At 41.6% G+C, this 26,944-nt stretch carries 22 protein-coding genes and 1 pseudogene; 7 read left to right on the top strand and 16 right to left on the bottom strand.

Features of this window, described 5'->3' with window-relative positions; all coding sequences use genetic code 11:
* Window positions 1-301: 301 nt before the first annotated feature.
* Window positions 302-877, bottom strand: a complete 576-nt coding sequence (gene aat, locus PL9214_RS23105) for a leucyl/phenylalanyl-tRNA--protein transferase (RefSeq protein WP_072721339.1) — start codon at window positions 875-877, stop codon at window positions 302-304.
* 55 nt (window positions 878-932) lie between these two features.
* On the opposite strand from aat, the gene PL9214_RS23100 reads away from it, so the two are divergent.
* Both PL9214_RS23100 and PL9214_RS23095 read left to right on the top strand, forming a co-directional pair.
* Window positions 933-1,352: a hypothetical protein gene (locus PL9214_RS23100; RefSeq protein ID WP_072721337.1), complete on the top strand. Its 420-nt coding sequence runs from the start codon at window positions 933-935 to the stop codon at window positions 1,350-1,352.
* A gap of 49 nt (window positions 1,353-1,401) precedes the next feature.
* Window positions 1,402-1,728, top strand: a pseudogene (locus PL9214_RS23095) (DUF8822 family protein); the annotation flags it as partial.
* Window positions 1,729-1,798: 70 nt separating this feature from the next.
* On the opposite strand, the gene rpsN reads toward PL9214_RS23095, so the two are convergent.
* Genes rpsN through rseP form a run of 3 tightly spaced genes read right to left on the bottom strand, consistent with a single transcriptional unit; the run spans window position 1,799 to window position 3,935 of the window.
* Window positions 1,799-2,101, bottom strand: a complete 303-nt coding sequence (rpsN, locus tag PL9214_RS23090; RefSeq protein WP_072721335.1) for a 30S ribosomal protein S14 — start codon at window positions 2,099-2,101, stop codon at window positions 1,799-1,801.
* Window positions 2,102-2,138: 37 nt separating this feature from the next.
* Window positions 2,139-2,822, bottom strand: coding sequence for an endonuclease III (gene nth / locus PL9214_RS23085; RefSeq protein ID WP_072721333.1), 684 nt, complete (start codon window positions 2,820-2,822; stop codon window positions 2,139-2,141).
* Between the two features lie 9 nt (window positions 2,823-2,831).
* Entirely contained in the window at window positions 2,832-3,935 is a 1,104-nt protein-coding gene (gene rseP / locus PL9214_RS23080; protein ID WP_072721331.1) for an RIP metalloprotease RseP, read from the bottom strand.
* A 229-nt stretch (window positions 3,936-4,164) separates the two neighbouring features.
* On the opposite strand from rseP, the gene gcvT reads away from it, so the two are divergent.
* Window positions 4,165-5,286 (top strand): glycine cleavage system aminomethyltransferase GcvT, encoded by a 1,122-nt coding sequence (gene gcvT, locus PL9214_RS23075; protein ID WP_072721329.1) that lies wholly within the window; start codon window positions 4,165-4,167, stop codon window positions 5,284-5,286.
* A 109-nt stretch (window positions 5,287-5,395) separates the two neighbouring features.
* Here the strand turns inward: gcvT and mrdA are convergent, their stop codons facing one another.
* A complete protein-coding gene (gene mrdA, locus PL9214_RS23070; RefSeq protein ID WP_072721327.1) occupies window positions 5,396-7,237 on the bottom strand; it encodes a penicillin-binding protein 2 in 1,842 nt (613 codons plus the stop codon).
* Window positions 7,238-7,842: 605 nt separating this feature from the next.
* Here mrdA and cysE point away from each other — a divergent pair.
* On the top strand, window positions 7,843-8,658 hold the full coding sequence (gene cysE / locus PL9214_RS23065) for a serine O-acetyltransferase (RefSeq protein WP_072721326.1): 816 nt from the start codon (window positions 7,843-7,845) through the stop codon (window positions 8,656-8,658).
* 202 nt (window positions 8,659-8,860) lie between these two features.
* On the opposite strand, the gene PL9214_RS23060 is transcribed toward cysE, so the two are convergent.
* The 5 genes from PL9214_RS23060 to PL9214_RS23040 all read right to left on the bottom strand — a co-directional run bounded on the left by PL9214_RS23060 (window position 8,861) and on the right by PL9214_RS23040 (window position 16,934).
* Window positions 8,861-13,126, bottom strand: coding sequence for a response regulator (locus tag PL9214_RS23060; RefSeq protein ID WP_072721325.1), 4,266 nt, complete (start codon window positions 13,124-13,126; stop codon window positions 8,861-8,863).
* A gap of 337 nt (window positions 13,127-13,463) precedes the next feature.
* Window positions 13,464-13,901 carry a DUF4079 domain-containing protein gene (locus tag PL9214_RS23055; protein WP_072721323.1) on the bottom strand — a complete coding sequence of 146 codons (438 nt, stop codon included), beginning with the start codon at window positions 13,899-13,901 and terminating at the stop codon, window positions 13,464-13,466.
* Window positions 13,902-14,184: 283 nt separating this feature from the next.
* Window positions 14,185-14,637: an SRPBCC family protein gene (locus tag PL9214_RS23050; protein WP_072721321.1), complete on the bottom strand. Its 453-nt coding sequence runs from the start codon at window positions 14,635-14,637 to the stop codon at window positions 14,185-14,187.
* Between the two features lie 122 nt (window positions 14,638-14,759).
* Window positions 14,760-16,226 carry a 9,9'-di-cis-zeta-carotene desaturase gene (gene zds / locus PL9214_RS23045; protein ID WP_072721320.1) on the bottom strand — a complete coding sequence of 489 codons (1,467 nt, stop codon included), beginning with the start codon at window positions 16,224-16,226 and terminating at the stop codon, window positions 14,760-14,762.
* A 72-nt stretch (window positions 16,227-16,298) separates the two neighbouring features.
* A complete protein-coding gene (locus PL9214_RS23040) occupies window positions 16,299-16,934 on the bottom strand; it encodes a TMEM165/GDT1 family protein (RefSeq protein WP_072721318.1) in 636 nt (211 codons plus the stop codon).
* 529 nt (window positions 16,935-17,463) lie between these two features.
* On the opposite strand from PL9214_RS23040, the gene malQ reads away from it, so the two are divergent.
* The gene (gene malQ / locus PL9214_RS23030) at window positions 17,464-18,975 is read left to right on the top strand and encodes a 4-alpha-glucanotransferase (protein ID WP_072721314.1); all 1,512 of its coding nucleotides are present in this window, start codon (window positions 17,464-17,466) and stop codon (window positions 18,973-18,975) included.
* A 37-nt stretch (window positions 18,976-19,012) separates the two neighbouring features.
* Here malQ and PL9214_RS23025 read toward each other — a convergent pair whose 3' ends face one another.
* Window positions 19,013-19,915 (bottom strand): helix-turn-helix domain-containing protein, encoded by a 903-nt coding sequence (locus PL9214_RS23025; RefSeq protein ID WP_072722304.1) that lies wholly within the window; start codon window positions 19,913-19,915, stop codon window positions 19,013-19,015.
* A gap of 6 nt (window positions 19,916-19,921) precedes the next feature.
* On the bottom strand, window positions 19,922-20,716 hold the full coding sequence (locus PL9214_RS23020; RefSeq protein WP_072721313.1) for a pseudouridine synthase: 795 nt from the start codon (window positions 20,714-20,716) through the stop codon (window positions 19,922-19,924).
* A 151-nt stretch (window positions 20,717-20,867) separates the two neighbouring features.
* On the opposite strand from PL9214_RS23020, the gene PL9214_RS23015 reads away from it, so the two are divergent.
* Window positions 20,868-21,638, top strand: a complete 771-nt coding sequence (locus PL9214_RS23015; protein WP_083580151.1) for an LmeA family phospholipid-binding protein — start codon at window positions 20,868-20,870, stop codon at window positions 21,636-21,638.
* A 71-nt stretch (window positions 21,639-21,709) separates the two neighbouring features.
* Here PL9214_RS23015 and PL9214_RS23010 read toward each other — a convergent pair whose 3' ends face one another.
* The 4 genes from PL9214_RS23010 to PL9214_RS22995 all read right to left on the bottom strand — a co-directional run bounded on the left by PL9214_RS23010 (window position 21,710) and on the right by PL9214_RS22995 (window position 25,474).
* A complete protein-coding gene (locus PL9214_RS23010; protein ID WP_072721312.1) occupies window positions 21,710-22,255 on the bottom strand; it encodes a DUF456 domain-containing protein in 546 nt (181 codons plus the stop codon).
* Window positions 22,256-22,286: 31 nt separating this feature from the next.
* Window positions 22,287-23,132 carry a M48 family metallopeptidase gene (locus PL9214_RS23005; protein WP_072721311.1) on the bottom strand — a complete coding sequence of 282 codons (846 nt, stop codon included), beginning with the start codon at window positions 23,130-23,132 and terminating at the stop codon, window positions 22,287-22,289.
* 222 nt (window positions 23,133-23,354) lie between these two features.
* Window positions 23,355-24,320, bottom strand: coding sequence for a heme o synthase (locus PL9214_RS23000; RefSeq protein ID WP_072721310.1), 966 nt, complete (start codon window positions 24,318-24,320; stop codon window positions 23,355-23,357).
* Between the two features lie 215 nt (window positions 24,321-24,535).
* Entirely contained in the window at window positions 24,536-25,474 is a 939-nt protein-coding gene (locus tag PL9214_RS22995) for a COX15/CtaA family protein (protein ID WP_072721309.1), read from the bottom strand.
* Between the two features lie 360 nt (window positions 25,475-25,834).
* On the opposite strand from PL9214_RS22995, the gene PL9214_RS22990 reads away from it, so the two are divergent.
* Window positions 25,835-26,815: a cytochrome c oxidase subunit II gene (locus tag PL9214_RS22990; RefSeq protein ID WP_072721308.1), complete on the top strand. Its 981-nt coding sequence runs from the start codon at window positions 25,835-25,837 to the stop codon at window positions 26,813-26,815.
* Window positions 26,816-26,944: the final 129 nt, after the last annotated feature.

Below are 26,944 nucleotides of genomic sequence, written 5' to 3'. Positions count from 1 at the left end.
GACTTCGCCTCCTATCCGTATAATAAAGAAGGGGATTCAAACACCGCTATTCTTTCGCCTAGGGTTGGCAGAATTTCTCGGTTATGGCTTTCGGGTTTAACTGGGTAGTAGATGGCTTGAATGGGACTTTCAAGTATCCACCCCAAAGCTATGACAACCCACACCTATAAATTCTCTAAGATAGATAATTGTATTATTTTCTGGATATTTCCCCTATAGGGAAGGTTAATCTTGTTGGCTGCTTCAGCAGACGTTTTAATGGCTAGGACAACGGCTAGAACCATTAGGATATAAACTGAGCCTAAAAAGAACAAGGTTGAATAATAGCTTTTTTGAGAAGTTTTTTATAATCTTGATTCTTAATAATATAAGAGCCAAATCGTTCTAAATGGGGGTTATTCATTTGAGCATCAAATAAAATAAATTTTCTTTCAATTAAGCGTTCAACTAATTTAACCATTGCCACCTTAGAACCATCAGGAATATTAAAAAACATCGATTCTCCAATAAACGCTCCCCCAATTACAATGCCTAATATTCCTCCGGCTAACTCCCCTTCTTTCCATGTTTCAAAACTATAGGCAAACCCGGCTTGATTTAAAGCGTGATAAATTTGCTTTAATTCCGAGGATATCCACGTTTCTTCCCGATTAGCGCACCCTTCCACAACAGCGTTAAAATCTTGATTAATCGCAACCGTAAACCGATTTTGATTCAGAACCCGTTGCAAAGAACGCGGATAACGAAATTGTTCATTCAGGGGAATCAGTGCCCGTTCTCGACTAGAATACCATCCCAGGCTATCTTCCCCGTCATTTGCCATCAAAAAGTATCCTTGTGCATACCCTTGGATAATGGCGGTAACATCATATTGCATAGGTGACAAACTTTGCTATGATTTGAATACGATATTAACGGCTATTACCTCATCTATGCTAAATCTTAATTCATCCTTTATGTTGGAAAGTACCTTAACGAAACTCCTCAACAAAACGGAGAAAACTTGGGGCTATCTGCAAATCTATCAACGGGGGGAATTTTACTATCTCAGTATTCCCGGACATGGGGAAGATATTCTTAAATTTAAAGGAAATGATTCCACTTATTCTTATCAATTATATTGGTATAAACGTCCGAATCCTTCTGTCTTTGTCGAATCCAAAACTCAAAAAACCTATAGAAAAGAAACGAAAACTTATGATAAAGCCAAAAGCTTTCAAGTTTGTTTTAAACGAGAAGCGAATTCTATAGAGTCTGCCATTAATCGACTATTTGCTGAATTAGTTAAAACTAAAATTTCTGAAGAATACACCGGAAAAGACTCTCCTATTATCACCCTGGTTCAAGACTAGAATCCTTCAATTTTATCGTCAACTGTCAACTATCAACTTTCAAGCCTATATGAATGAACCCATTACCCCCATTACCTTACCCCCTAGTGAAAATCTGCAACAGGAAGGAGAATGGTTAAAACAAACCTTACACACTTGGTTAGATGAACAATTTATCCCCGAAGCCGTCAATGAAACCATAGCAGAACGCGCCGCTAAAATTTATATGCGTCAACGCATGGAAGGGGAAAATGATGTCGGTTCTTTAGTCATTGCGATTGTTACCGAAATGGAATCCTTTGATTTTTCAAAAAGCTTTTTTGGGGAATTTGCGATTGCTAATGCCGTTAGTGATTTGTTATTAGATAGTTTAGGAATTGAGCGCTGCTGTGGACGGGAACGATTCGTACACCAACCGTTATCAGGGCGAGAAGACCCCGCCCCAAAAACGGATGAGGAATAGTCTGTTACCAACTGGACTTGACAACGCCCGGTAATAACCCTTGGTGCGCCATTTCGCGGATGACGTTGCGAGATAATCCAAAATCCCGATAATAGCCTCTAGGACGTCCGGTTAACCAGCAACGGTTACGCACCCGGGTTTTAGAACTATTGCGAGGTAATTGTTGAATTTTGCGGTGAATTTCCATTTTTTCCAGTTGAGATTCTGCTTGCTCAAACTGTTCTTTTAGTTCAGCGCGTTTTTCAGCATATTTCTCTACTAATTTTTTGCGCTTTTTATCGCGCTCAATCATGCTTTTCTTAGCCATATTAAGGCTGTCTTCCTCCTAAATGATTATTTATGCTTTAGCCTAGACGTTTTTCTGCGTTGGGGACGGTTGCCCCTTGAACAGATGGGCATAAATCAGACAATTTACAATTATAACACGCTGGACTCCTCGCTGTACAGATAGCGCGACCGTGATAAATTAAGCGAATTGACCAATTTTCCCAGTCTTCTTGGGAAATCAACTCCATCAAATCCCGTTCTATCCGAATGGGGTCAGTATGGGTTGTCAGTCCTAACCGTTGACTTAGGCGTTTGACATGGGTATCCACCGTGACCCCCATATTAATCCCATAGCCATGGGCTAACACCACATTAGCCGTTTTTCGAGCCACTCCAGGGAGTTCTAACAACTGTTCCATCAGTTTTGGAGGTTGTCCCCCGTATTTTTCGGCTATCAGTTGACAGGCTGCTTTAATATGGCGAGCTTTATTGCGATAGAACCCCGTTGACCGGACTAAGGTTTCCAGTTCTGTCAGGTCGGCTTTCCCTAAACTTTCGGCGTCAGGAAATCGAGCAAATAAAGCTGGAGTCACTTGATTGACTCGTTCATCTGTACATTGGGCTGATAGAATTGTTGCCACTAATAATTGCACTGGAGTTTGATAATTTAAACTACAAGTTGCATCAGGATAGAGGCGTTTGAGTCGCAATAAAATTTCTAAAGCCCGTTGTTTTGTTCCCCGCTTTTTCTGAGTTACCATGTTGATTGTTTACTGGGGAAAGAGCGATCGCACCCAACTTAAATCGGCTAAATTAACGGTATCTCGAATAATCAAGAAAACCCCTAATCCCAACAACAGCATTAACCCCGTTTGCATCACACTTTCTTGGACTTTATCGGGTAAGGGTTTCCCGCGCAACGCTTCAATTAATAAAAAGGCTAATTGACCCCCATCTAAAGCCGGAAGGGGGAGAATATTAATGAACGCTAAGTTAATACTAATTAACGCTGCAAATTGAAACAAATTTCCCGCATCTGAACGGGCAATATCCGCCCCAATTGCCACAATTCCTACAGGGCCAGATAACTGTTCTGCGGTTTCACTAAAGTTACTAATCAGTTGACCAAAACCGGATACGGTTAAATTAATAATCCGTTGAAATTCCGTTGCTCCTTCGATAAACGCTTGAATAGGGTTTGCAGCCCGATGACGAACGACAGTTCCATTAGACGTTAACTGGACTCCAATGCGACCTTTCCCATCATTTCCCGGTTCAGGAACGACTTTGACAGATACAATTTGATCCTGTCGTTTAATCTCCATAGATAAGGGTTGATTCGGATTATTTTGAATCACATTAATTAAGGTTTTAATGGAAGTTTCCGAAGCCCCTAAATCCTGACCGTCTACAGCCAAAATAATATCTTTTGATTCAATTCCGGCTCGGTTAGCCGCAGAGTTGACATCTTGAGCGACTTCGGCAACTTTCACACCCGGTTCATAATTAAAACTCGGAACCCCAATAATCCCAATTTGAGTCACTAATAGAAAATAAGCAAAAATTAAATTAGCAATCACCCCCGCACTAATCACAATTGCCCGATCTAAAACGGGACGATTACTCAATAAATTGGGGTCATCTTTAGGAATGGTACTCTCAGGATCTTCATCAGGAAATCCTACATATCCTCCTAAGGGAAGACCTCGAATAGCGTACTCGGTTTCGGGGCCTTGATATTTCCACAATATCGGGCCAAAACCAATGGAAAACCGATTAACATGAATATTTTGGAAACGAGCGGCTAAAAAATGCCCCAATTCATGAACGACAATTAACACTGCAAGAACTGCGATCGCTGCCAATACTGACATGAATAAGTCCCGTAAAACGACATAAGAGCGGTTCTAACTATTCTAATATCAGTTGCTGAAGGTTGACCGCTTTGCACTGAGCTTGCTGAAGTATCGAAGTGTTGACCGTTGACATCCGGTTATTCAACAATCGGTTTTAACCGTATTATGATCAGACAGGAGTAATTCAACGATTGACCTCAAACCCCATCTTCAGTCAACACTCAACAGCTAACAGTCAATACCCTATATGACAATGACCCTTTCTCGTACTCCCCTGTATAACGTCTCAGTTGAACTCAATGGCCGTATGGTGCCTTTCGCCGGTTGGGAAATGGCGGTTCAGTTTACAGGAATTAACCGAGAACATGAAGCCGTCCGACAAACTGTAGGAATGTTCGATATTTCCCACATGGGTAAATTTATTCTGCGAGGAGAACATTTGATTGAAGCCTTACAGTCCCTTGTGCCATCAGATTTAAGCCGTTTACAACCGGGTGAAGCCCAATATAGCGCTTTGTTAAATGTTCAGGGAGGAATATTAGACGATATTATTTTTTATAACCAAGGCATCGATCCGATCACCAATGTCCCTCAAGGGTTAATGATTGTGAATGCAGCAACTCGCTCACGGGATAAAGCTTGGATTAGCGCTCATATTGAGGATCACGGGGTAACATTAGAGGATTTATCCAGAGATCAAGTTTTATTAGCGGTTCAGGGGCCACAAGCAGAAGCAGTATTACAACCCTTCGTTAACCATAATCTTTCTGACGTTAAATTTTTTGGTCATATTAGTACAACAATTTTAGGACAACCTGCTTTTATTGCCCGCACAGGATACACCGGAGAAGATGGATTTGAAATCATGGTTGATCCGGCTATGGGTGTGGAATTATGGCAAAATTTAGCCACAGCAGGTGTAATGCCTTGCGGTTTAGGGGCAAGAGATACCCTGCGTTTAGAAGCTGCAATGGCTTTATATGGGCAAGATATTGATTTAACTACAACCCCTTTAGAAGCAGGTTTAGGTTGGATTATTCATTGGGAAACCAAAGGAAAATTTATTGGTCGTCGAGCATTAGAACAACAAAAAACAGCCGGAGTCAAGCAAAAATTAGTCGGGTTAGAAATGCAAGGACGATATATTGCCCGTCATGGATATCCGGTTTTATGCAATGGAGAAAAAGTCGGAGAAATTACCAGTGGAACTTTATCTCCAACTTTAGGAAAAGCTATTTCAATGGCCTATGTTCCTACAGAATTATCCAAAATCGGTCAATCCTTAGACGTGGAAATTCGCGGTAAAACCCACCCCGCCGTTGTTGTTAAACGTCCTTTTTATCGTTCTCCTCATCGGATGAAGAAATAGGAGCAGGGGATGGGGGGACAAGGGGACAAGGGGACGGGGAAGGGAAAATCATTAACTTCTGACTCCGTGTTCCTGGGTCAATAGTCAACAGCCAACGGTCAATCCTTTGCTATGGAGTTGGAGGTTCCTCGGTATTTTGGGCGTTGACGGCTTCGGACACTGGTTTGCTTTTATTAAAATAAGTTTGGAAAATAGCTTTAGCCACAGGGGCAGCGGATTTAGACCCATAACCCCCATTTTCAACCACAACCGCGATCGCAATTTCAGGTTTGCTGGCAGGCCCAAAACCCACATACAGAGAGTGAGAGGTTTGTCCTAACACTTCTGACGTTCCAGTTTTACCCCCCGTTAAAGGAATTGAACCATCATTCATCACGGTGGCTGTTCCATACTCAACTACAGAAATCAAGCCTTCTTTGATCACCTGAACGGCTTCTGGCTTCATGCCAGTAGGCTCCGGTTTTGCTTTTGCCGTATGGGTTAATTCCTCTAACAAATGGGGTTTCACCCGATATCCCCCATTGGCGATGGAAGCCACCATGACTGCCAACTCTAATGGTGTTGCTAACACAGCACCTTGACCAATGGACATCGTAACAGTATCCCCTAAATACCAAGGTTCGCCATAGGTTTTTTCCTTATTCTCCGGGGTGGGAATAAATCCTTCTGACCCTTCTTGTAATCCTAAAAGGTCTAAACTGGTATTTCCAATGCCCAACCGTTTACCCCATTCAGCAATGGCTTCCGGGCCAACAGCCATCCCCAGTTGATAATAAAAGGTGTTACTACTGAAGGCTAGGGCATCTCGAAATCCAATCACCCCATAACCTCCACTATGTTCGTTAAAGGTAATCCCCCCAACCGTAATCGAACCATAGGTCTCCTGCATGGAATCAGGACTAAATTTCCCCGAACCCATCCCCGCCGCCGAGGACACAATTTTGAAGGTACTCCCCGGTGGATATCCTTGTAACGCTCGATTTAAAAAGGGATCATCCTGGTTTTGTAGTTCTTCCCATTGTTTTTGGCTAATGGGTTTTGTAAACATATTGGGATCAAATCGGGGGCTACTAGCCATCACCAAAATTTCTCCCGTTTTGGCATTTAAGGCAACGGCTGCTCCCCGTCGATCTCCGAGGGCCGCTTCTGCTGTTTTTTGTAACTCTAAATCGAGGGTTAATTTAACATTTTTTCCCCCTTTAGAGGGACGTTGACCTAATTCTCGTAATTCTTGGTTCAAACTATTCACTTCAATTAAGCGAGAACCCCAGACCCCAGAGAGGGCTTCATTGGCTCTGGCTTCAATCCCCAACTGTCCAACAATCATCCCCATCGGCCATTGTGGGTGTTTTTTTAACTCCTCAGCCGTTGCTTCACCAATATACCCCAAGACCTGTGAAGCTAAACTTCCTTCAGGATAATAACGGTTAGATTCTGTTCGGACTTCCAATCCGGGTAACTCGGCAGATTTTTCTCCTAACCAAACAAATGCCTCTGGTGTTAGAAACTGAGTAATTCTGACGGCAGCAGGGGACTGATACCCGACTTTTTGAATGGGGGCTAAAATATTTTCCGGGGTTATGTTCAGGACGGGACTGAGCATTGTGGCAATTTGTGACCATTGCTCAGGGGTTTGTTCCTTTGGCCAAACGTATAAGGCACGAGTTAAATGATTCGCCGCTAAGGGTTTATTGTTGCGATCTAAGATATAACCCCGATTAGAAGGAATAGGTATTAACCGAATTCGGTTTTCTTCGGCTCGTTCTCGGTTTTTCTGGCCATCGATGAGTTGCAATTGCACCAGACGAAAAGAATGCACACCCATGGCCAGGGTTGCTAATACCATCAATAACACCGCACGATATAAAGGACGAATCTGTCGTCTTTGATGATTCCGCAAAGGAATTGCGGTTTGATGAACATCCGTACCCCAAGAATAATTGCTCTCCATATCCCCAAATTTACTATGGTATAGACTGTTGGCTGTTGACGAAGGGTTGCTGTGCGGAGCTTACGCACCCCATACCCCGCTTCAAACCCCACCGGATTAGTTACCCAAGCACCAAGATAGTACGACTAATATTACGACTAAACTTATCCAATGGGGCAAGTGTAGACTACCGATTACATCAAGGGGAAATAAAACAACCCCCTGAGTGATCGATAGCACTGCCCAGATGATTACACTCATGAAGAATAACAGCATAATGGTCAGGGAAAAAAGGAATAATCAGTGAACTCAACCCGGAAAGCCGAATTTCAAAACCGGGAATTGCCCGTGAGTCGATACAAAATCTGATATAATTAGGTTTGATGTCTTGAACTTCAATACCATAAGCGATCATCCAAGCTAATCGGTAGAGGTTGAAAGATAAAGTTTTTGGATCTTGGGAACCTGGGTTCCTGCCTTGGGAGGGAATGTAAGTCCATAAAAACTACGGAGTTTTTATGGTATTTCCTGCTTGAGGGGGCAGCCCATCAGCAACCGTATAGCGGAAGTTTGGGGAGTTCACAAGGGGAAAAGTGGTTTGTATAATAAAAATGGGTTATTAATCGATGCTCAAGACCCTTCAAGATGACTTTCGTATTATCTTTGAGCGTGATCCTGCCGCTCGGAATTGGTTAGAAGTCCTATTTTGCTATCCAGGTCTTCAGGCTTTGGTCTTCCACCGCCTTGCCCATGGGTTGTATGTTTTGGGGCTGCCCTTTATTCCTCGTCTGATTTCCCACATCGCTCGATTTTTGACGGGAATTGAAATTCATCCCGGTGCTGTGATTGGCAAAGGGGTCTTCATTGATCATGGCATGGGGGTTGTGATTGGTGAGACGGCTATTTTAGGAGATTTTTGCCTAATTTATCAAGGCGTAACTTTAGGGGGAACCGGAAAGGAAAGTGGGAAACGTCATCCTACCCTGGGAGAAAATGTTGTCGTTGGAGCCGGAGCCAAAGTTTTAGGCAATATCCAACTGGGTAACAATGTTCGGATTGGGGCGGGATCGGTGGTACTGCGGGATGTTCCTTCTAATTGTACCGTTGTGGGTGTCCCCGGTCGCGTTGTCTATCGCTCTGGGGTTCGGATCGAACCTCTTGAACATGGCAGTCTTCCTGACTCAGAAGCGCAGGTGATTCGGATGTTAGTAGATCGGATTGAACTATTAGAACAGCAAGTACAAACACTGCAACAACAATCTTCTGCTGATCCTAATCAACTAGAAGCGGCTCTCAAATTAGAATACTCCCCTGATTCAAATCGGTTCATGTTTGGAGAACAGACAACTGATATTGATGGAGAATACTCGGTTTTGGCTGCAACCCATTGCCGTCTTAAAGATCGCACCATTCAAGAGTTTTTAGATGGTGCTGGAATTTAAAGTCTCTTCCCGACGCTCTTGTTATATAGCACTACGCATTACGGTTAGGACATTTTTAAATCCAGCAAACCCTTTCACTTCTTACTGCTTTGCACTGAGCGTGTCGAAGTGTTCCCTGTTCCCTTGCGCGTAGCCCTATAGCACTCTAGGCTAACGGACTGAAACCCTGCACTTTTGCTCAAACATCAGTGTGGGTAGTTTACTAACTACGGCTTAATTCCTCTTGCAAGGCAATTTTGACTTTCTCAAACTCGATTTCAATTTGGGCATAAATCGTTTCACTTTCACTTTGGGGTAAGAGATTTTGAGCTTGATTACAGTGACGAGCGAGGAGTTCTAATTTTTGACATTGTTCTGATAAGTTGAAAGCACCGAGAGTCCCACTAATGGACTTTAAAGAATGAGCCGCTGGTTGTAATTCCTGAGCATCCAGATTAGCAATTGCAACGGCGATCGCTTCTAACAATTCTGGGGCGGTATCAAAGTAAATCTCAATCACCTCTTCTAAAGCTTCTACTTCCCTTAAACCCTGTAACACTTTATGATCTAAAATTGTGTGGTCGGCAGTGATTAGGGTTAAAGGATAAGGGGAATTTAAAACCACATTTGATATTTTATAGTTGGTTATTTCTGAGTCTAAGGTAACGGCAAGTTCTTGAAGAGGTTGACATTTACTCAGAACTTGGATCAACTGTTCCATGCGAATTGGCTTACTAATATAGTCATCCATACCTGCATTAATACATTCATTGCGATCGCTTTCCATAGCATTTGCCGTTACCGCAATAATTCGAGGTCGCATCACTTGAGATTTTTGGGGATTTCCATATAATTTTTGAATCTGACGGGACGCTTCTAACCCATCCATTTCCGGCATTTGCATATCCATTAAAATCACATCATAAGGTTGGCGACGTAACGCCTCTAAGACTTCAAAACCATTTCCAGCGACGTCGGCCCGATATCCCATCCGTTGTAAAATTTGTAAGGCAACTTTTTGATTCACCAGATGATCTTCAGCTAATAAAATGCGTAAAGGTAACTTCTCTGCTAATAACGGAATATCCTGGGATGCTCGCAAAGTTCCTCGATTTCGACTATGTAAATAAGTTTGACTTTGGACATGAACCTCTAAAGGTTCGCCCCCTAAAATATTAATTAAAACGTTGTAAAGTTGGGATTGTTTAATCGGTTTATTTAAACAAGCCGCAATTTCAATCGATTTAGATTTCCCTAAGTTTTTCCCTCCCACAGACGTTAATAAAATTAAGGGTAAATTTTGACAGGAGGGTAATTGACGAATTTGTTTTGCTAAGGTTAATCCATCCATAGCTGCCATTTGCATTTCAATAATGGCAACATCAAACTGTTTGCGCTGTAAAAAGTCTAACGCTCTGGCTCCATTTTTAACAGTTTGGCTTGACATTCCCCAAGCTTGGGTTTGTAACTTTAACATCTGGCGACTACTGCTATTATCATCTACAATTAATAATCGTTTTCCGGCTAATTCATGCAGCGTTGACCATTCAGAAGATAAATTAGAACAGGACTGAGCCAAAACCGTAAAATAGAACGTTGAACCTTTACGAGTTTTTTTGATTTTTTCCGTTTTATTTTCCTCCTCATCTCCGCCTTCTCCATCTAATAAACAAAAGGAATCTAAAGATTGTTCTAGTTTAAAATTAGCCGGGGGATCTCCGGCTGTTGCGCCTTGACTTTCGACCCACATTTGCCCCCCCATAAGTTCAGCTAATCGTTTACTAATAGCTAATCCTAAACCTGTACCCCCATATTGACGATTAATTGAAGAATCTACTTGACTAAAGGACTGAAATAGACGTTCCATTCCGGTCGGAGAAATGCCAATTCCTGTATCCTGAACAGCCACTTTAATTTCATAATAAGAACAAGGAAGGGGATAACGAATTGAACTGTCTTGATGGGGGTATTGCTCTCCGTTAATCTCTTGCTCCGAGATGGAGTCATCCAGTTTTTCTGCGGTGACAGACACAACCACTTCTCCCGACTCCGTAAATTTCACCGCATTACTTAAAAGATTGACTAAAATTTGGCGTAATCTTGCCATATCCCCAATAATTTGATTAGGGGTACACGGATCAATTAAATAAACTAAATCGAGATTTTTACTCGCCGCCTTGGTTACTAATAAATCTAGGGATTCTTCAATACAAGTTCTTAAATTAAAGGGATGATTTTCTAAATCCAACTTTCCTGATTCAATTTTAGAAAAATCTAAAATATCATTAATTAAACATAATAACGCATCACTACTACTGCGAATTGTTTCTACAAAATCTTGCTGTATGGGGGTTAAGGGGGTATCCAAAAGTAATCCGGTCATCCCAATTACAGCATTCATCGGAGTCCGAATTTCATGACTCATAGTGGCTAAAAATTCACTTTTTGCTCGGGTTGCGGCTAAGGCTTGATCCCGTGCTTTTGCTAAAGCCGTTGCTGTTTCTTGACGTTCAATTTCACCCCCTATCCATTGAGCCATTAATTTTAATAAATCTCGATCCACCGCTTGAAAAGGGTCAGATAAGGGTTGAGAACTCCAAAAACAGAGGGTTCCATAAACCTCTCCTTCAACAATCACTGGAGTTCCCATATATGCTTCAATAGGGAAATTTTTATAAGCGGGACAAAAAGACAAACCAGAAAATTTAATAGATTCAAAATAAAGGGGTTGTTTTGATTGAATTGTAATTTTACAAAAGGTATCTTCTAATTTATAAATCTGTCCCTTTTGAATTGAATCATTGGGAGAAACAACGGCAATAATATGATAAACATAGTTTTTCTCTTCCGATAGTTCTAATGCGGAGGAAGGGTCAAGTGTTACCTGGGATAAAATACCATATTCTAAACCAAATTTAGTACAGCCTAATTCTAAAATTTGTTGCAGTCGTGTTTCAAAATTTAAGTCTTGACAAGACGTAATTTGATACAGGGATCGAATCGAGGCTTCACTGTCTTGAAGTTGTTGTTCTCGTTGTTTACGTTCACTAATATCACGAGATACCCCAATAATTTCCTGAACGCTTCCTGTGGTGGAATTACGAATAGCACTACTGGTGGTTTCAAACCAAATATAATCGCCGTTTTTATGACAAATTCGATATTCTATCGTGTAGATAACATTCTGTTGTAAAATAATTCGATAAGCTTTAACAATCACATCTAAATCATCAGGATAGATGAAATAGGGTAAGGCTTTTCCCACTAATTCTTCCGGTTCATATCCTAATAACGTCCGACAAGCGGGAGACGCATATAAAAAGACTCCTTCTGGAGAATGGCGGGTAATCATATCTGTAGAGTTTTCCGCCATGAGACGATAGCGCTGTTCACTTTCCTGTCCTTGAGATTGAGCATCTGCTAAAGCTTGTAACATTCCATTAATCGCCTCCGCCAAACTGGATAATTCATCCTCTCCATTAACATCAATTCTTAAGGCTAAATTCCCACTTTCCCCAATTTCATTAACCGCAGTATTGAGATCGGTTAGACGAGATAACACTAATTTTTCGATTAATAATAGGGTGATCCCTCCAAAAACTAACCCAACTACAAATAAAAATAACGTGAAATAAGCTAAGGTTGTTTGACCTTGTTTATAAATCGGACGATGAACTTTAACCCGTAAAAATAATTTCGGTTGACCATATAAATCCCCTACGGGAACCGATGCGATCGCCATTTCTGTATTCAAAGATTCCAGGCGAATGGCTTGGGTTGCAATAATGTCTTCCGTATAAGGTTGGGTTTGAGGAAATAATAAAAATCTATGATTTTCTGTGTCTTGAGTAATGGAGTCAACGGTTAAGGAGAGTTGAGTAATATCAGCTAATCGTTCAATTTCTGTTCCGGTCAAATACCGTCCTAAAATTAATATTCCTCGGCTTGGGCCCGATGCGGTACTGGTTAAAATCGGTCGGGCGACGACTAATAAAGGACTTTCAGGTAAAACAATAATACCTTGAATGGCAATGGGTGATAAATCGGATGGTTTGAGACTCGCTAAAAGGGGACTTTTTAAGGTAAGATGGGAAGATAGACTCGAGGGAATCGGTATTTCTTGGTGACGTTGCAAATCAAATCCTTTACTAAAAACAATTTCTCCTTGAGGATTGATTAAAATAAATAAATTCAGCCGCAGATCTGTAAAGGAGGTATCTACTAAGTTAGAAACCACATATTGATCGTTGTGAGCATCAATAAAGCGATAGGTATCATCCCATTTTGCTTGATCCTGAGCGATAATATCTAAACTATCTAAGTCATCATTAATCGCATTTAAAGCTCGCACTACATCCTGACGGACATACCGACTTTCCAGATGGCGGAAATCATGCACCAGCAACATCGATGCGGTAAGATACATAGCCACGATTAACCCAATCAGGGCTGCACCTATAATGAGCAGTGTTTTCTTTCGCAATTTCATGGCGGTGTGACCTTAGACGTGCTATTGAGCAATTAACGAGGTTGTATTTGCACCCATCCTCTAAAAACAGTGATTTTGGATCTAGGGAGATGTGGACATCAACAGTTACACCGGTTTAAAGGGTTTAACGGGAGTTCCACGGATAGAATTTCTATCTTTTATTGTATCTTGGCTTTTAGAGTCGATAGAAATGCTCTTAAAACCTGTCGGATCACTGTCTCTGTTCCGGTTCTGTACAGCAGTCAGGAGTAAAACCGTTAACCTCAAAACTGACAGTTAAGATCGAGTGTAGGGAATGAAGCCAGATCCAATGAGGTTACACAATAGCTGAATCAAATTAAGGTAAATATTTCTGGACAATCACCCACCCGGATAAAGAGACCGCAGTAAAGGCAAAAAATAAACCGATATTCAAACTAATATGAAGCGATCGCGCCCAAGGATTTTTAGGATTAATTTGGGTGGCACTCCACGCTGATCCTAACACTAAACTGACTACGATTAATCCAGCGGCTAAATGAATCGAATGGCCCAAACTTCCATAATATCCTAGGGTTCCGACTAAACCAATGGCCAGTAAAGCCAAAACTAAACACACCATCCCCCCACCCACAAAATAATGGAGGGTTCTCAGTCCCTTGGGTCGAGGTTGTTTACTGTGGCGTGAATACAGCATCCATCCCCCCGTCATCGCTAAGACGAAGTAAGCGAAGACCGAACATCCCATTGACCAAGCTGCTATTTTCCACAGCCACAAAAACGACGGTAAATTCATATAGCAATCCTATTTGATTTGTATCCAAAATTTGGGTTCAAAAAGGAACCGGGAACCGGGAACCGGGATAATACTTCTGGCTGTTTCATATCAGTTTTAAATTATTACAATCGATGTGGGATTGCTATATTGCCCCCGTAGGGTGATCTATCACAGTACACACACCTTTTATTAACAGTTATAAAGTAAAATGATTATTAATCTTATTAAAAAACTAGAAAATTAAAATCTGTTCCCTGTTCCCTGTTCCCTGTTCCCTGTTCCCTGTTCCCTCCTTTCAACATTAATTCAAAGTACCACTATAGGATTCTATAGCATAATCTCGAAACCGTTCTAAATCCTTTTGAATGGTAGACTCTACCACACCCCCCAAAAATAAATTATCCATGAGTTGGCCCAAAATTCCGGGTATCGCATAAGAAATCGTCAATTTAACAATACTACTCCCATGTCGATCATAAAATCGAATTGCACCTCGATTGGGTAAACCATCTACTGATTCCCATTGAATAATTTGATTGGGAATTTGTTTTAAAATTCGAGATAACCAACTAAATTCAAAATTACCCGTTGCTAATTTCCAGCGAGATAAATCAGGATTATCCTCTAAAATCGTAACTGAATCAATCCATTTCATCCAACGTGGCATTTGTTCCAAATCTGACCATAAATTCCAAGAGATATCAATGGGGACAGGAACTTCAACTTGAACACTATGTTCTAACCAATCAGCCATAATATTGAATCGGTGTAAAAATTATCTTTAGACTTAATATAGAAACCAAGTTTCTGAATCAGAAATCTTAAGTTTACCTGAGATAACGATGAGAAACCCGGTTTCTTTAACTTGATCAATTTTTAAACAACGGCAGGAGAACGTTTAAGAGGAGGAAAGCTACTTTCTAATATCGCTTTAGCCGCTTGTCGTCCCGAAATCGTTGCCCCTTCCATACTATCAATATAATCCTGTTGTGTGTAACTTCCCGCTAAAAAGAAATTAGCAACGGGAGTTTTTTGACTCGGACGATAGGCATCCATTCCCGGCCCTTCTCGATAGAGAGATTGAGCTAATTTAACGACACTATACCAAGTCATATTTAGTTCACGGGAACTGGGAAATAAATCCTGAACTTGTTTCAAAACGTGCTGGGCAATTTCTTCATTATTTTGTTTAATAAAGGGATCACCTGGAGTTAATACTAACTGCAATAAAGATCCCTGTCCTTCTCGATAATAATCCGCCGGACTCGATAAAGCTAAATCGGAAAAACAGGAGAAATCAGCATCGGCTGTATATAATAAATTATCGATCCCTGCTGCTTCTTTCAGTTGTTGACGTTTTTCAGGATCATTTAATTCCGTTACCCAGCCATCAAAACGCAGTTGAACAGTGGCAACAGGAACGGCTTCTAATTTATAAATCTTGTCAAATTCTGACCATTTTCGCCAAGCAGGAGGAATCATTTTTTGTACACCGGGAACATCCCCGGCACAAACATAAGCATCTGCAATAATGGTTTCTTCTGTTTCCCCTTTTGCCACTATCATTCCGGTGACATAGGTTTTCCCGTCAATTTCCTCAAATTGGAGTTCTCGAACTCGACGGCGAGTATGAATTTTTGCTCCCCGTTGTTCTAAATAATTGACAATAGGTTTATGCAAATATTCTGCCGGAGATCCTTCCAACATTCGCAGCACAGAGGCTTCTGTTTTTGCGGCAAAAAATTGAAAAATTGTTAACATACACCGAGCAGAAATATTCTCGGTATCGATAAATCCTAACGCATAAGCAATGGGGTTCCACATCCGTTTTAAACTACCTTCAGAACCCCCATGACTGCGAAACCAGTCGGCAAAACTCACCCGATCTAATTCGCGGATAATTTTCATCGCTCCTTCAAAGTCTACCAACCCGCGAACAATGGGGCTAGTTCCTAACGCAATAGCATTTTGCAGTTTATCAATTACTGAGAGTTGGGAGGTGGTAAAAAAGGCTTTTAACCCGTTAAAGGGCGCCCCGGTAATGAAGCGAAAGTCTAAACTTCCGGTCTGTCCCCCTCGGTTAATAAAAATGTGGGTATGGTCTTTTAACCGGAGGTTGTCAATGGCCCCCACCTTTCGCATCAGTTCAAATAAGTTATAGTAGCAGCCGAAAAAGACGTGCAACCCCATTTCAATATGGTTGCCATCGGGGTCTATCCAACTGCTCACTTTCCCCCCCACAAAGGGACGAGATTCAAAAATTTCAACGTCGTGTCCGGCATCTACGAGGTCTATTGCCGTAGCCATGCCTGCTAAACCTGCTCCTGCGATCGCAACCCGCATCTGTTAGACTGCCCTTTTCCTTAACCATTTGTTTACAGATTGTAACAAAAAGCGGGTACATTCAATCATTCCTTAAGCAGGAGTGCTTCGGACGCCTTCAAATAATGCGATCGCACTGAAAACCAGAAATAGACAACCGCCAATGGCTGTAATGGTGCGTTCTGATAATCTTCCGGCGATTAATTTCCCCCCTAATACTGCAATTGCCGCACAAATTGTATGTCCAACAATTCCGCCGAGGATCACTCCATAGGGATTATGAAAAGTGGCTAAGGCGATGGTCGCAATTTGAGTGCGATCGCCCCATTCGGCTGCAAAGGTTAATATAAAAGATTCTAATAAAGTTCCCCATTTAGTTTTTCCAATAACAAACTTCTGATCCGCTTTTTTGACGACTTCTAAGGCTTCTTCTTGTTCATCATTACTACCCGCTTCTGGAGCCATTTTACTGGCATCATATAAAAGTTTAAATCCGAACAAGGCAAACAAAATAATTTCGGCGTAGTGAATATAAATTGGCGGTAAGAACGAAAAGATTCGTCCCACAGCAACGGAAAGAACGGTCATGGTTGCTAATGCAGCGACTACCCCGGCAAACACGATTTTTCTATCATATTTTGATGATAAAATAACCGCAATAAAAAATGTTTTATCTCCAAGTTCTGAAATAGTAATCAGTAACAGAGTGGCAGTAAAAGCAGTTAGCATGATTTCAATCGAATGAAACAAAATTAATGAAAGCAGAGCATTAAACTTCCATTTTTTTATTTTACCATAAAACGGATTGATTTTTAAGCATTTTTATCGATTGAAATTTTGTTTTTTCATAAATGAATCATAATAAATTCATAATATTTTCATTTTCATATCATTACAAAAATATCTTTAAAATCTGATTTTTAAACAGCCTATTCTAGGATTAAGCTGGGACAATCCCAACTGAATCAGAAATCTCGGATTCAGGTCATTCACTGATAAATCTTGAATCCGGTAGAGGGGATTAATCCCTGTAAACGGAATTAAATCTTCAAAAAAGATAAAAATGAGGAGATTTCTACCTAAAGTCAGAAAAAATCTCACCTTTCGTTAATTTTCCGTCCCCTTGATAAAATTTATGGAACAGGATCTTCCTCTTAGTCGTAAGATCAAAAGATGGATATCAGATGTTGATTTGCTTTCCATCTGCAACTTCACTTGATCCCTTACCCATTGCGATTACCTTTTATCCTTAATTCTTATGGCATTTCCCCGTTCTAGCGGTATCTTGCTGCATCCAACATCCTTACCGAGCCCTTTTGGCGTGGGAGACATTGGCCCCGTCGCCTATCAATTTATTGATTTTCTCAAAAATAGTGCCCAACAATTGTGGCAAGTGTTACCCCTTGGCCCCACTGGATTTGGCAATTCTCCTTATTTATCCTATTCGGCTTTTGCTGGAAATCCCTTATTAATTAGTTTAGAACTCTTAAAAGAGGATGAATTATTAACCGACGAAGATTTAGCCAATCTCCCTAAATTTCCCCACCATATTGTTAATTTTGATGCGGTTAAACCCTTTAAAGATAAACTGTTTCAAAAAGCCTGTAAAGTTTTTAAAGAAAATGCCACCTCTGAACAAGAAAAAGAATTTAATCATTTTTGTTCCCGCAGCAACTATTGGTTAGATGATTATGCAATTTTCATTGCTCTCAAAGAAGCCTTGAATGGGGAAAGTTGGAATCAATGGGATGAAGATATTGCCCGACGAAAACAGGAAGCTTTACACAAATGGGGAGAAAAATTAGCTGAACCCATTTATTATCATAAATTCCTCCAGTTTCAATTCTTTAAACAATGGGGAAAACTCAAACAGTATGCGAACGAACAAGGCATACAACTATTTGGAGATTTAGCGATTTATGTCGCCCATGATAGCGCCGATGTTTGGTCACATCCTGAAATCTTTTCCTTAGATGGAGAAACTGGAGAAGCCTCATTAATGGCAGGTGTACCCCCGGATTATTTTAGTGCGACGGGTCAATTGTGGGGAAATCCCGTTTATAATTGGGAACGTTTACAACAAGAAGGATTCCATTGGTGGATACAACGAGTTGAATCTTTATTAGGCTATTTAGATTTAATTCGGATTGATCATTTTCGCGGTTTAGAATCCTATTGGGGGGTAGCTCAAGGAGAAACAACTGCTATTAATGGTCGCTGGATAGAGGCACCTGGAGATGCCTTTTTCAGCTTATTAAATGAGAAATTAGGCACATTACCCATTATTGCGGAAGATTTAGGAATCATTACCCCAGAAGTCGAAGCATTGCGCGATAAATATGGTTTCCCTGGAATGAAAATCCTACATTTTGCCTTTGATTCCGGGCCAGATAATCCCTATTTACCCTATAATTACAGTTCGGCGAATTGGGTCGTTTATACCGGAACCCATGATAACGATACAACCGTTGGTTGGTTTAACCGTCGTACCTTACAGGAACAAGCCAGAGTTACCCGCTATTTAGGCTGTACCTCCGACTATGGCATTCATTGGGATTTAATTCGGTTAGCCATGTCCTGTGTGGCAAATCAAGCCATTTTCCCCCTTCAGGATATTCTAGGCTTAGGTAGTGAAGCTAAAATGAATATGCCAGGAGAAGCTGAAGGCAACTGGGCGTGGCGTTTTCAACCGGGAATGTTAACCGAAGAAATCGCAGAACGCCTCAAATTTTTCACGGAAACCTACGGTCGTCAACCCCGGAATCAGTAATTAGCGTAGAGACGCGCCATGGCGCGTCTCTACTGATTTAAGATTTAGATAAATCTTCGACTTTGAAAACGGCTTCTTCTACACGACCGGGTTCGCCGAGACGTTTAGCTTCTCCATTATTGACCGTAACTAGAACACCTCCGGCGTTTCCAGCTACAACAACAACTTTATCTTTGGCTTTCCAACTCCGTTGAGTTCCCCCCTCTAACATCCCTTCAAATTCCGTTTTGCCATCAACTTCAATCAAAACCCAAGATTGATCTTTGACAACAATTCCGACTTCTACAGCCTTTTCATCTGTCGCTGTAACAGAGGGTTTTGTTTCGGATACTTTCTCAACAGGTTTTACCGTCGAGGTTGTTGTAGAAGGAGAAGCAGATACTAAACGACTGGTGGGTTGAGTCGGAGTTTGAACCATTGCCTGACGAAGTTGAGGATTAGTTTCCGTTGGATTTTTGCCAGTCTGTTCACCCGATACACCTGCAAAATTAGCGGTTTTATTGAGATAGGAAACCCCATTAATGGCACAAATAATTAAGAGGATATAAGTTAGGTAAAGATGGGTGGGTCTTAATTGAGGCAGGCTTAAGAAACTAAGTTTAGATTTTACTCCCATTTGCGGAGGTTCAGGAAGGAAAAAGTTCGCGAGTTCTTCTCCATTCAAACCCAAAGCATCAGCATAGCGACGAATTAAACCTTGAGTATAAACCGGTTCGGGTAGCTGCTCTATCCTACCTTCTTCTAAAGATTGTAATAAATGAGAACGAATTCGGGTGTAAGCCGCCACCATATCTAAAGATAAAGAATGAGCCAAACGAGTGTCGCGTAGTTGTTCTCCGATTTCTAATAATCTCTGAACCAATTCAGAGTCATAGGAATTAAACGTTTGGCGAGGATTTTTAGTGACTTTAAACGGTAAGACAAATAAATCAGTTTTCATAATCATTTACTCCTTGTTGTCTACAGGGTGAATGGGCACACTAACCAATGGTGAGGAAGTGGGATTTCGTAAAAACTCAATTTCAGATGCACTCAGAGCACGATACTGACCTTCAGGCAATGCAGGCTGTTCAGGGGGGTGGAGTTGAATTGAACCAATAGCAGTCCGGTGTAGTTTGACAACGGGATAGCCCAATTGCTCCGCCACTCGGCGAATTTGCCGATTTCTACCTTCGTATAAAATCACTTCTAATAACGCCTTATGGCCTGGAATTTGTTGGATACACCGGACTTGAGCAGGGAGGGTTTTTCTTCCTGCTAACATGACACCCTGACGCCAAGCCTGTAATGCTGAATCCGGTGGATTTCCAGCAACCCAGACTTGATAAGTTTTAGGAATAAAATGACGAGGATGAGTTAAACGAAATGTTAATTCTCCATCGTTGGTCAGCAATAATGCTCCTGTAGAATCTATATCCAACCGCCCAACCGGATGAATGCCTTCACCCACCCGCATTTTACGGGGAAGTAGATCCAAAACGGAAGGTCGTCCATTCGGGTCTAAACAAGTAGATACAACTCCTAAAGGTTTATTGAGCAGTAAATAGATGGGCACAGGTCGATAGGAAGGGTAAATGGGTTTCCCATCTACCTCAATATCATCATGGTTTGGATTGGCTTTTTGTCCCAGATGAGCAATATTGCCATTGACTCGCACCCGTCCTGCTTGGATCATTTCTTCCGCATGACGCCGCGAGGCAATACCCCATTGAGCCATAATTTTTTGTAGCCTTTCATCCATGCTGATTTGTGAACGTCGTAGACTGCTCTAAAGGTGATAAAACCACGCTCAATTGTGCCACAAGTCTAAAGACTATGTACAAATATTACAGTAATCCGCAATTAATCCTACTATTAATCTGAATTCGCTGTGAAATAATGGGGATGCAAGAATGGGAATCGCTATGGGATTGATGCAAGCGTCGCGTAAACCGTTGATTGGAACTCTACTGTCAACGGCAGTTCAGCTTTGGTTGCGATCGCAAGTTGACACCATTGATCGCTTAGAATTGAGTATCAAGGGGAGTAATCGTTCTTTACTATCAGGCCATATTCCTCAAGTCTCTGTCTCGGCTGAGAAGGCCATTTACCAAGGGCTACATCTAACTCAGGTACAGTTACAGGGTTCAGAAATTCGGTTTAACTTAGCTCAAGTGTTAAAAGGTCAATCTCTCCACCTCTTAGAGGCTTTTTTTGTCACCGGAAATCTTCAATTAAATGAATCTGATCTCAATGCCTCTCTAAAGTCCCCGATGTTGACAGAGGCATTAAACGAGTTTGTTTTGTCTTTGTTAAGATCCATGACGGGAAACCCAGTGATGGATTCCTGTGCTCTCCAATCAGAACAAGCTCACTCTTGGGTTAACTCGGTTCTACAGATTCAAGATACCCAAATGGCACTAGAAACCGATCATTTAGTTTTAACAGCCAAGCTGCTTTTCGACTCCGGTGAATTATTACCGTTTCAATTAAAAACCGGATTAGAACTTGCCAGTTCCCATGAACTCAGGTTTGTCCAACCTCAAGTTAAAATTCACACCCTGAATACGGAGTTTCAATTTAGTCATCATACCATTGATTTGGGATCAGATATTACAATTCAAGACTTAGTTTTATCCCCTGGCAAGCTTGAGATAAACGCAACGCTCAAAGTTAATCCCTAATTACCATAGCTGAAATTTCCGCATAGGCTCTACTCATTATTATTGCCCATTGCCCATTCCCCATTGCCTATTTACGGTTGCAATGTCGAAACTAACGGCCAAGTTGTCACCACAAAAATAATTACTGCAATAATTGATAACACCAGTTCAATAACATTGCCTAAAATTGAACCAATGAAAACCCCAATACTCGCTTTGAAAGATGGCTTAATTCGTTCACTGAATTTGAGATCCCGTTGATAGAGAAATTCCCCAATAAAAGCCCCTAAAATTGGCCCCAATAAAAGCCCCAAAATTGGCCCTCCCACAGGTAAAGCAGGTAATAGTCCTAATACTCCCAAGACTAATCCAATAATTGCCCCAAACTGTGCCCATTTACTCGCCCCGGACTGCTGAACACCCCAATAAGTGGCTAAATATTCAATAATTGTACTTAAAATTAAAATAACAAATATCGCCACCATCGGCCAAACAATGCCCGTGAATTGGGTCGCAATTCCCCACACTAAAATTGCCCCTAAAATTAAACTGGTTCCGGGTAATAAAGGCACAACGGTTCCAATTACCCCAACCACCATTACTGCAATTACAACCCAGTAAAGAATCCAATAATTCATATCTCTTCACCTGATCAAAATTTAAAGGACATCAGCGAGAACCCACAATTTGAGCAAAGCGTTCTTGTCCTTCATCTAAATTAGCCGGAATCCCATTAGGATAAGTTTCAGCAATTATAGCTTGGAGTCGTTCGACCCGATTACCGGGGTTAGGATGGGTGCTGAGAAATTCTGGGGGATTTCCCCCGGAACGAGCCGATGCTAAAATCTGCATTAATTCGACTAAACCCTTGGGGTTGTAACCCGCTTGAGTCATGAATTCAAACCCTAAGCGATCACTTTCTAATTCATCTTCACGACCATATCGCAGATTCACTAATTGATTCACCGCCTGAGCTAAAATCGCTGCATTTTGAGCATCCTGGGGGTTATCACTGGCTGTAATTCCCACCGCATTGACTAGCGCGACCCCTAACTGTTGTCGAGCTAGATGTTCGGAACCATGACGGGCAATGACATGGCCTACTTCATGGCCAAAGACCCCTGCGAGTTGTGCTTCTGAGTTCAGACGATTAAACAAAGCCAGAGTTATAAAGATTTGTCCCCCAGGTAAGGCAAAGGCGTTAATGGTTTTGGGATCACGCAACAGATGAAAATCAAAGGGATAGGATGCTTGCGATGCGGCTGATTGTTTCACCACCCGTAATCCCACTTCATCAACATAATTTTGTAAGGTGGGATCGGGATATAAACCCCCATATTGCTCAGCCAGTTGTCCTCTGGATTTGAGTCCTAAAACAACTTCTTGTCGCGGAGAAAGACTAACTCGTTGAACTTCCCCGGTGATGGGATTTTTTTCAACATTGGTGCAATAACTAACTAACCCAAATAGAGCAAATAAAATTCCGATAAACAGACGCAATAAAAGTCTTTGCACGGAAAAGATCTCAACACTTATCTGCGATAATAGCACATTTTAAAGGAATTTGCGTGCATAATTATCATTTTGAATAATAGAGATCAGTTGAATTATTGGTTACTAAAAAATATATCAAAAGATAGATATATTATTGATGAATTTAGTTTAATAAAGATTTGATTTAAGAAATTGAAAGCCCGCAGGGTGCGGGCAATTTCTAGTTTTAGGGGTTAGGGAATTTTACAGGAATCCTAAAGGCAAAGATTCACTGACCGCCATCACCATATTTTGGGTCACGGGTAAACTATCAACCACCATTCCGGCACACAACAGCATTAAATAGAGAATGGAATATTTAAACAATGAACGAGCCGTATTTCGTTCCGAGGGAGATTGTAATAATTGCCATGCTTTTTGTAAGAAAATACCGCCTAAAATTAAGGCGATCGCAGCATAAACAAAACCACTCGTATGCAAGGGATAAACCAACAATAAGGTAGAAGGAACCAAAATTAAGCTATAAATCCAGATTTGTTGAGCAGTAATTTCATCCCCTTCAATCACAGGTAACATCGGAACTCCGACTTCCTTATATTCATCTCGAATCATCATGGCTAACGCCCAAAAATGAGGCGGTGTCCATAGAAAAATAATGGCAAATAAAAGCCAAGCAGACCAACTTAAATCTCCCGTAACAGCAGCCCATCCCACTAATGGAGGAATTGCTCCAGCCGCCCCTCCAATCACAATATTTTGAACGCTATGACGTTTTAACCAATGGGTGTAGATCAGGACATAAAAAACAATTCCTGATAACGCTAATAACGCCGTTAACAAATTCGCAAAAACGGTGAGTAACGTAAAGGAAGCAATAGCAAGAGCGATGGCAAAAATCAAAGCATCTACGGGTTTAACCCGACCCGATGGAAGCGGACGCCAACGAGTCCGTTCCATAATGTAATCAATATCTCGGTCATACAAACAGTTAATGGTATTGGCAGAACCTGACGCTAAAGCCCCTCCGGTTAATGTTACCAATAACAATAATGGATCAACTTCTCCTTTGGCGGCTAACCACATTCCAGCAGCCGTTGTAATTAACAACAACAGAATAATCCTGGGTTTCGTCAGTTGATAATAACTTTGCACCACTTGTAAAACATTATCATGGTGTCGGGAGACGTTAGTTTGAATCACTTCTTGCATGAATTCTGACCTATAAAATTTGTTGACAGTTATCAGTTATCAGTTATTAGTTATCAGTTATCAGTTATTAGTTATCAGTTATCAGTCATTAGTGAAAAGTTGGCTGTTAATTGTTAATGGTGAATTTTTATTGAATATTCAGTAAAAATGATGACGAATAACGCTTAACTAACTCACTCTTAACTAATCACTTTTAACTAAAAACTGCTCACTGATTACTGTTGACTGATAACTGATAATTGTTGATCCCGTAGGGCTAGAGTGCTAAAACAGATGAGAGTTCCGAGGAGTGTAGCTCCCATTGCTTGATGGGCAACCGTGAGGGGTTCTACTTGTAAACGCAAGTAAAACGTTGCCACCCCTAAAAGAATTTGAGCCACTAAACAAGCTCCTGCCATATTGGCTAATTTTCTGAGTAGGGGATGCAAGGCAGATGTCCGCCAAGCGAAAATAACTAGAGTTAATGTGGCTAGGGTAGGAGGAACCACCCCAATAATATGGCTATTCATCACGGTACACAGTTGAGAAGACCCCAAACATTGATGTAAAGCCCATTGAGAACCGACTAACGCCCCTAAAATACTTTGGAAGTAAACTAAAATTGCTGCGGTCATACTGATCCCGGTTAGCTTTCCAACATTACCCGTACCTTGATAGGGTAAGAGAAGACAACCGATAACGAGCAAGGTTGAGAAAAACAATAAGGCGGTTCCTAAATGGGCGGTAACAATATCAAAACGCAACAATTCTGTCACCGTGAGTCCGCCTAAAACCCCTTGAAATACAATTAACGCTAAGGCAAACAGGGAAGCCCAAGGCAACCATGAAGGTAACTCCCGTCTGTACCACCCGGATAACCCCACAAGGGCGATTGTACCCAGTCCAATGCCAGCAGCATCAAGACGATGAAACCACTCCAAGAAGACTTGAAAATTCATCTGGGCTGCGGGGACAAACTCCCCATAACACAACGGCCAGTCAGGACAAGCCAGCCCAGCATTCATGACTCGCGTGGCACTCCCAACCGCCATTAGCAGTAACGTGGCAATACTCAGTTTCCAAAGTAAACGCCGGATTATATCCTGCGGCAGAGATCCGCTCTGTTGCGTCTCTACAGTTGATAAACTGGCATTGTTAAGGACAGTATTGGCCATGAGTTCTACCCATTTAACTTGAGATTGCAATTATTAAAACATGATGGTTGATTCTACCTATCTAAGTTAACGATGCAATCCCTAGATGAACAGACTTTTAGAAAGTTTTCTGATTTTAGGGGTGTCGGTTAACCATTGACTGTTGGCTATTCACCAAATTCTTAAGAAAATCTGTGAATCTGACTTCCTATCCTTCTAGGGATTTGTGATGTGCTTTACGGTAGAAGGAGGGTTTTAGACAGAAAATAAACCCTGGTGTTCAGGTTTCTCAACCACCTACTAAGATTAAACAAGCGTGTAAATGACAGCATCTTCCTATCCGATCTCTGTGTTGGAAATGCTTAATAAGGAGGACTAGGCGTGATCATTCCAAGTTCAATTTTGACTTTGCTGGTGGGGATCGGGATTACTCTCGTTAGTCTCTGGTATGGTCAAAACCATAATTTATTACCGGTTGCAGCCTCCGCAGAAGCGGCTGAAGTCGATGGATTATTTGACCTGATGATGACCATCAGCTTTGGGTTAGTGCTTCTCGTTGAAGGCGTGCTGCTGGTTTCTTTAATTAAATTTCGTCGCCAAAAAGATGACACCACCGATGCTGCACCCATTCACGGCAATATTCCCCTAGAAATTGTCTGGACAGCGATCCCGGCGGTTGTGGTGTTGGGGATTGGTATTTATAGTTTTGAAATCTATAACAACATGGGTGGCCTTGATCCGATGGCGATGTCCCAACATTCTATGCACGCCCACAGCAAAATGAATGGATCGGCGATGGCAGCCCCATTAATCGACGATCAACAACCCCCAGAATTTACCCAAATCGCCTTGGGAATTGGGGCATCTCCCGATAAAGAAGGGAAAGTCGCCGCTGTTAATGTGGATGTTACCGGGTTGCAGTTTGCCTGGATTTTTAACTACAAAGAGACAGGTATTACCTCTGGGGAACTTCATGTACCTGTGGGTCAAGAAGTGCAGTTAAACATGACCGCCCAAGATGTAATCCATGCCTTTTGGATTCCGCAATTGCGCTTAAAGCAAGATACAATCCCCGGTCGGATCACAGAACTGCGATTTACACCCACTAAGGTCGGAACCTATCCCGTTGTCTGTGCGGAGTTGTGTGGCGGTTATCATGGGGCGATGCGATCGCAAATGATTGTCGATACCCCGGAAGATTATGCCGCTTGGGTAGCTGAAAATGCTGTTGCCAGTGCAACCAACCTACAACAAGCCATTGCTGTCAATCCCGCAGAATTACCCGATGGTGAATTTCTAGCACCCTACGCCGATGAAATGGGCATCAATTCTGATGTAATCGGTCAAATTCATCATCAGTAATCAGGAGTAGGGGCGGGGTTCCCTCGCCCGTAATCAGTAATCAGTCGTTACACTCAGTTTTAATCAACAAAATCTTGATTTTATTGATTAGACTGATGGCTCTAACACTGATAACTGATTGAGACTCTT

This window comes from Planktothrix tepida PCC 9214 (genome assembly GCF_900009145.1).
Classification (GTDB): Bacteria; Cyanobacteriota; Cyanobacteriia; order Cyanobacteriales; family Microcoleaceae; genus Planktothrix; species Planktothrix tepida.
The sequence above is the reverse complement of the archived record's forward strand: the minus strand, read 5'-3'. Positions and strand labels throughout refer to the sequence as shown.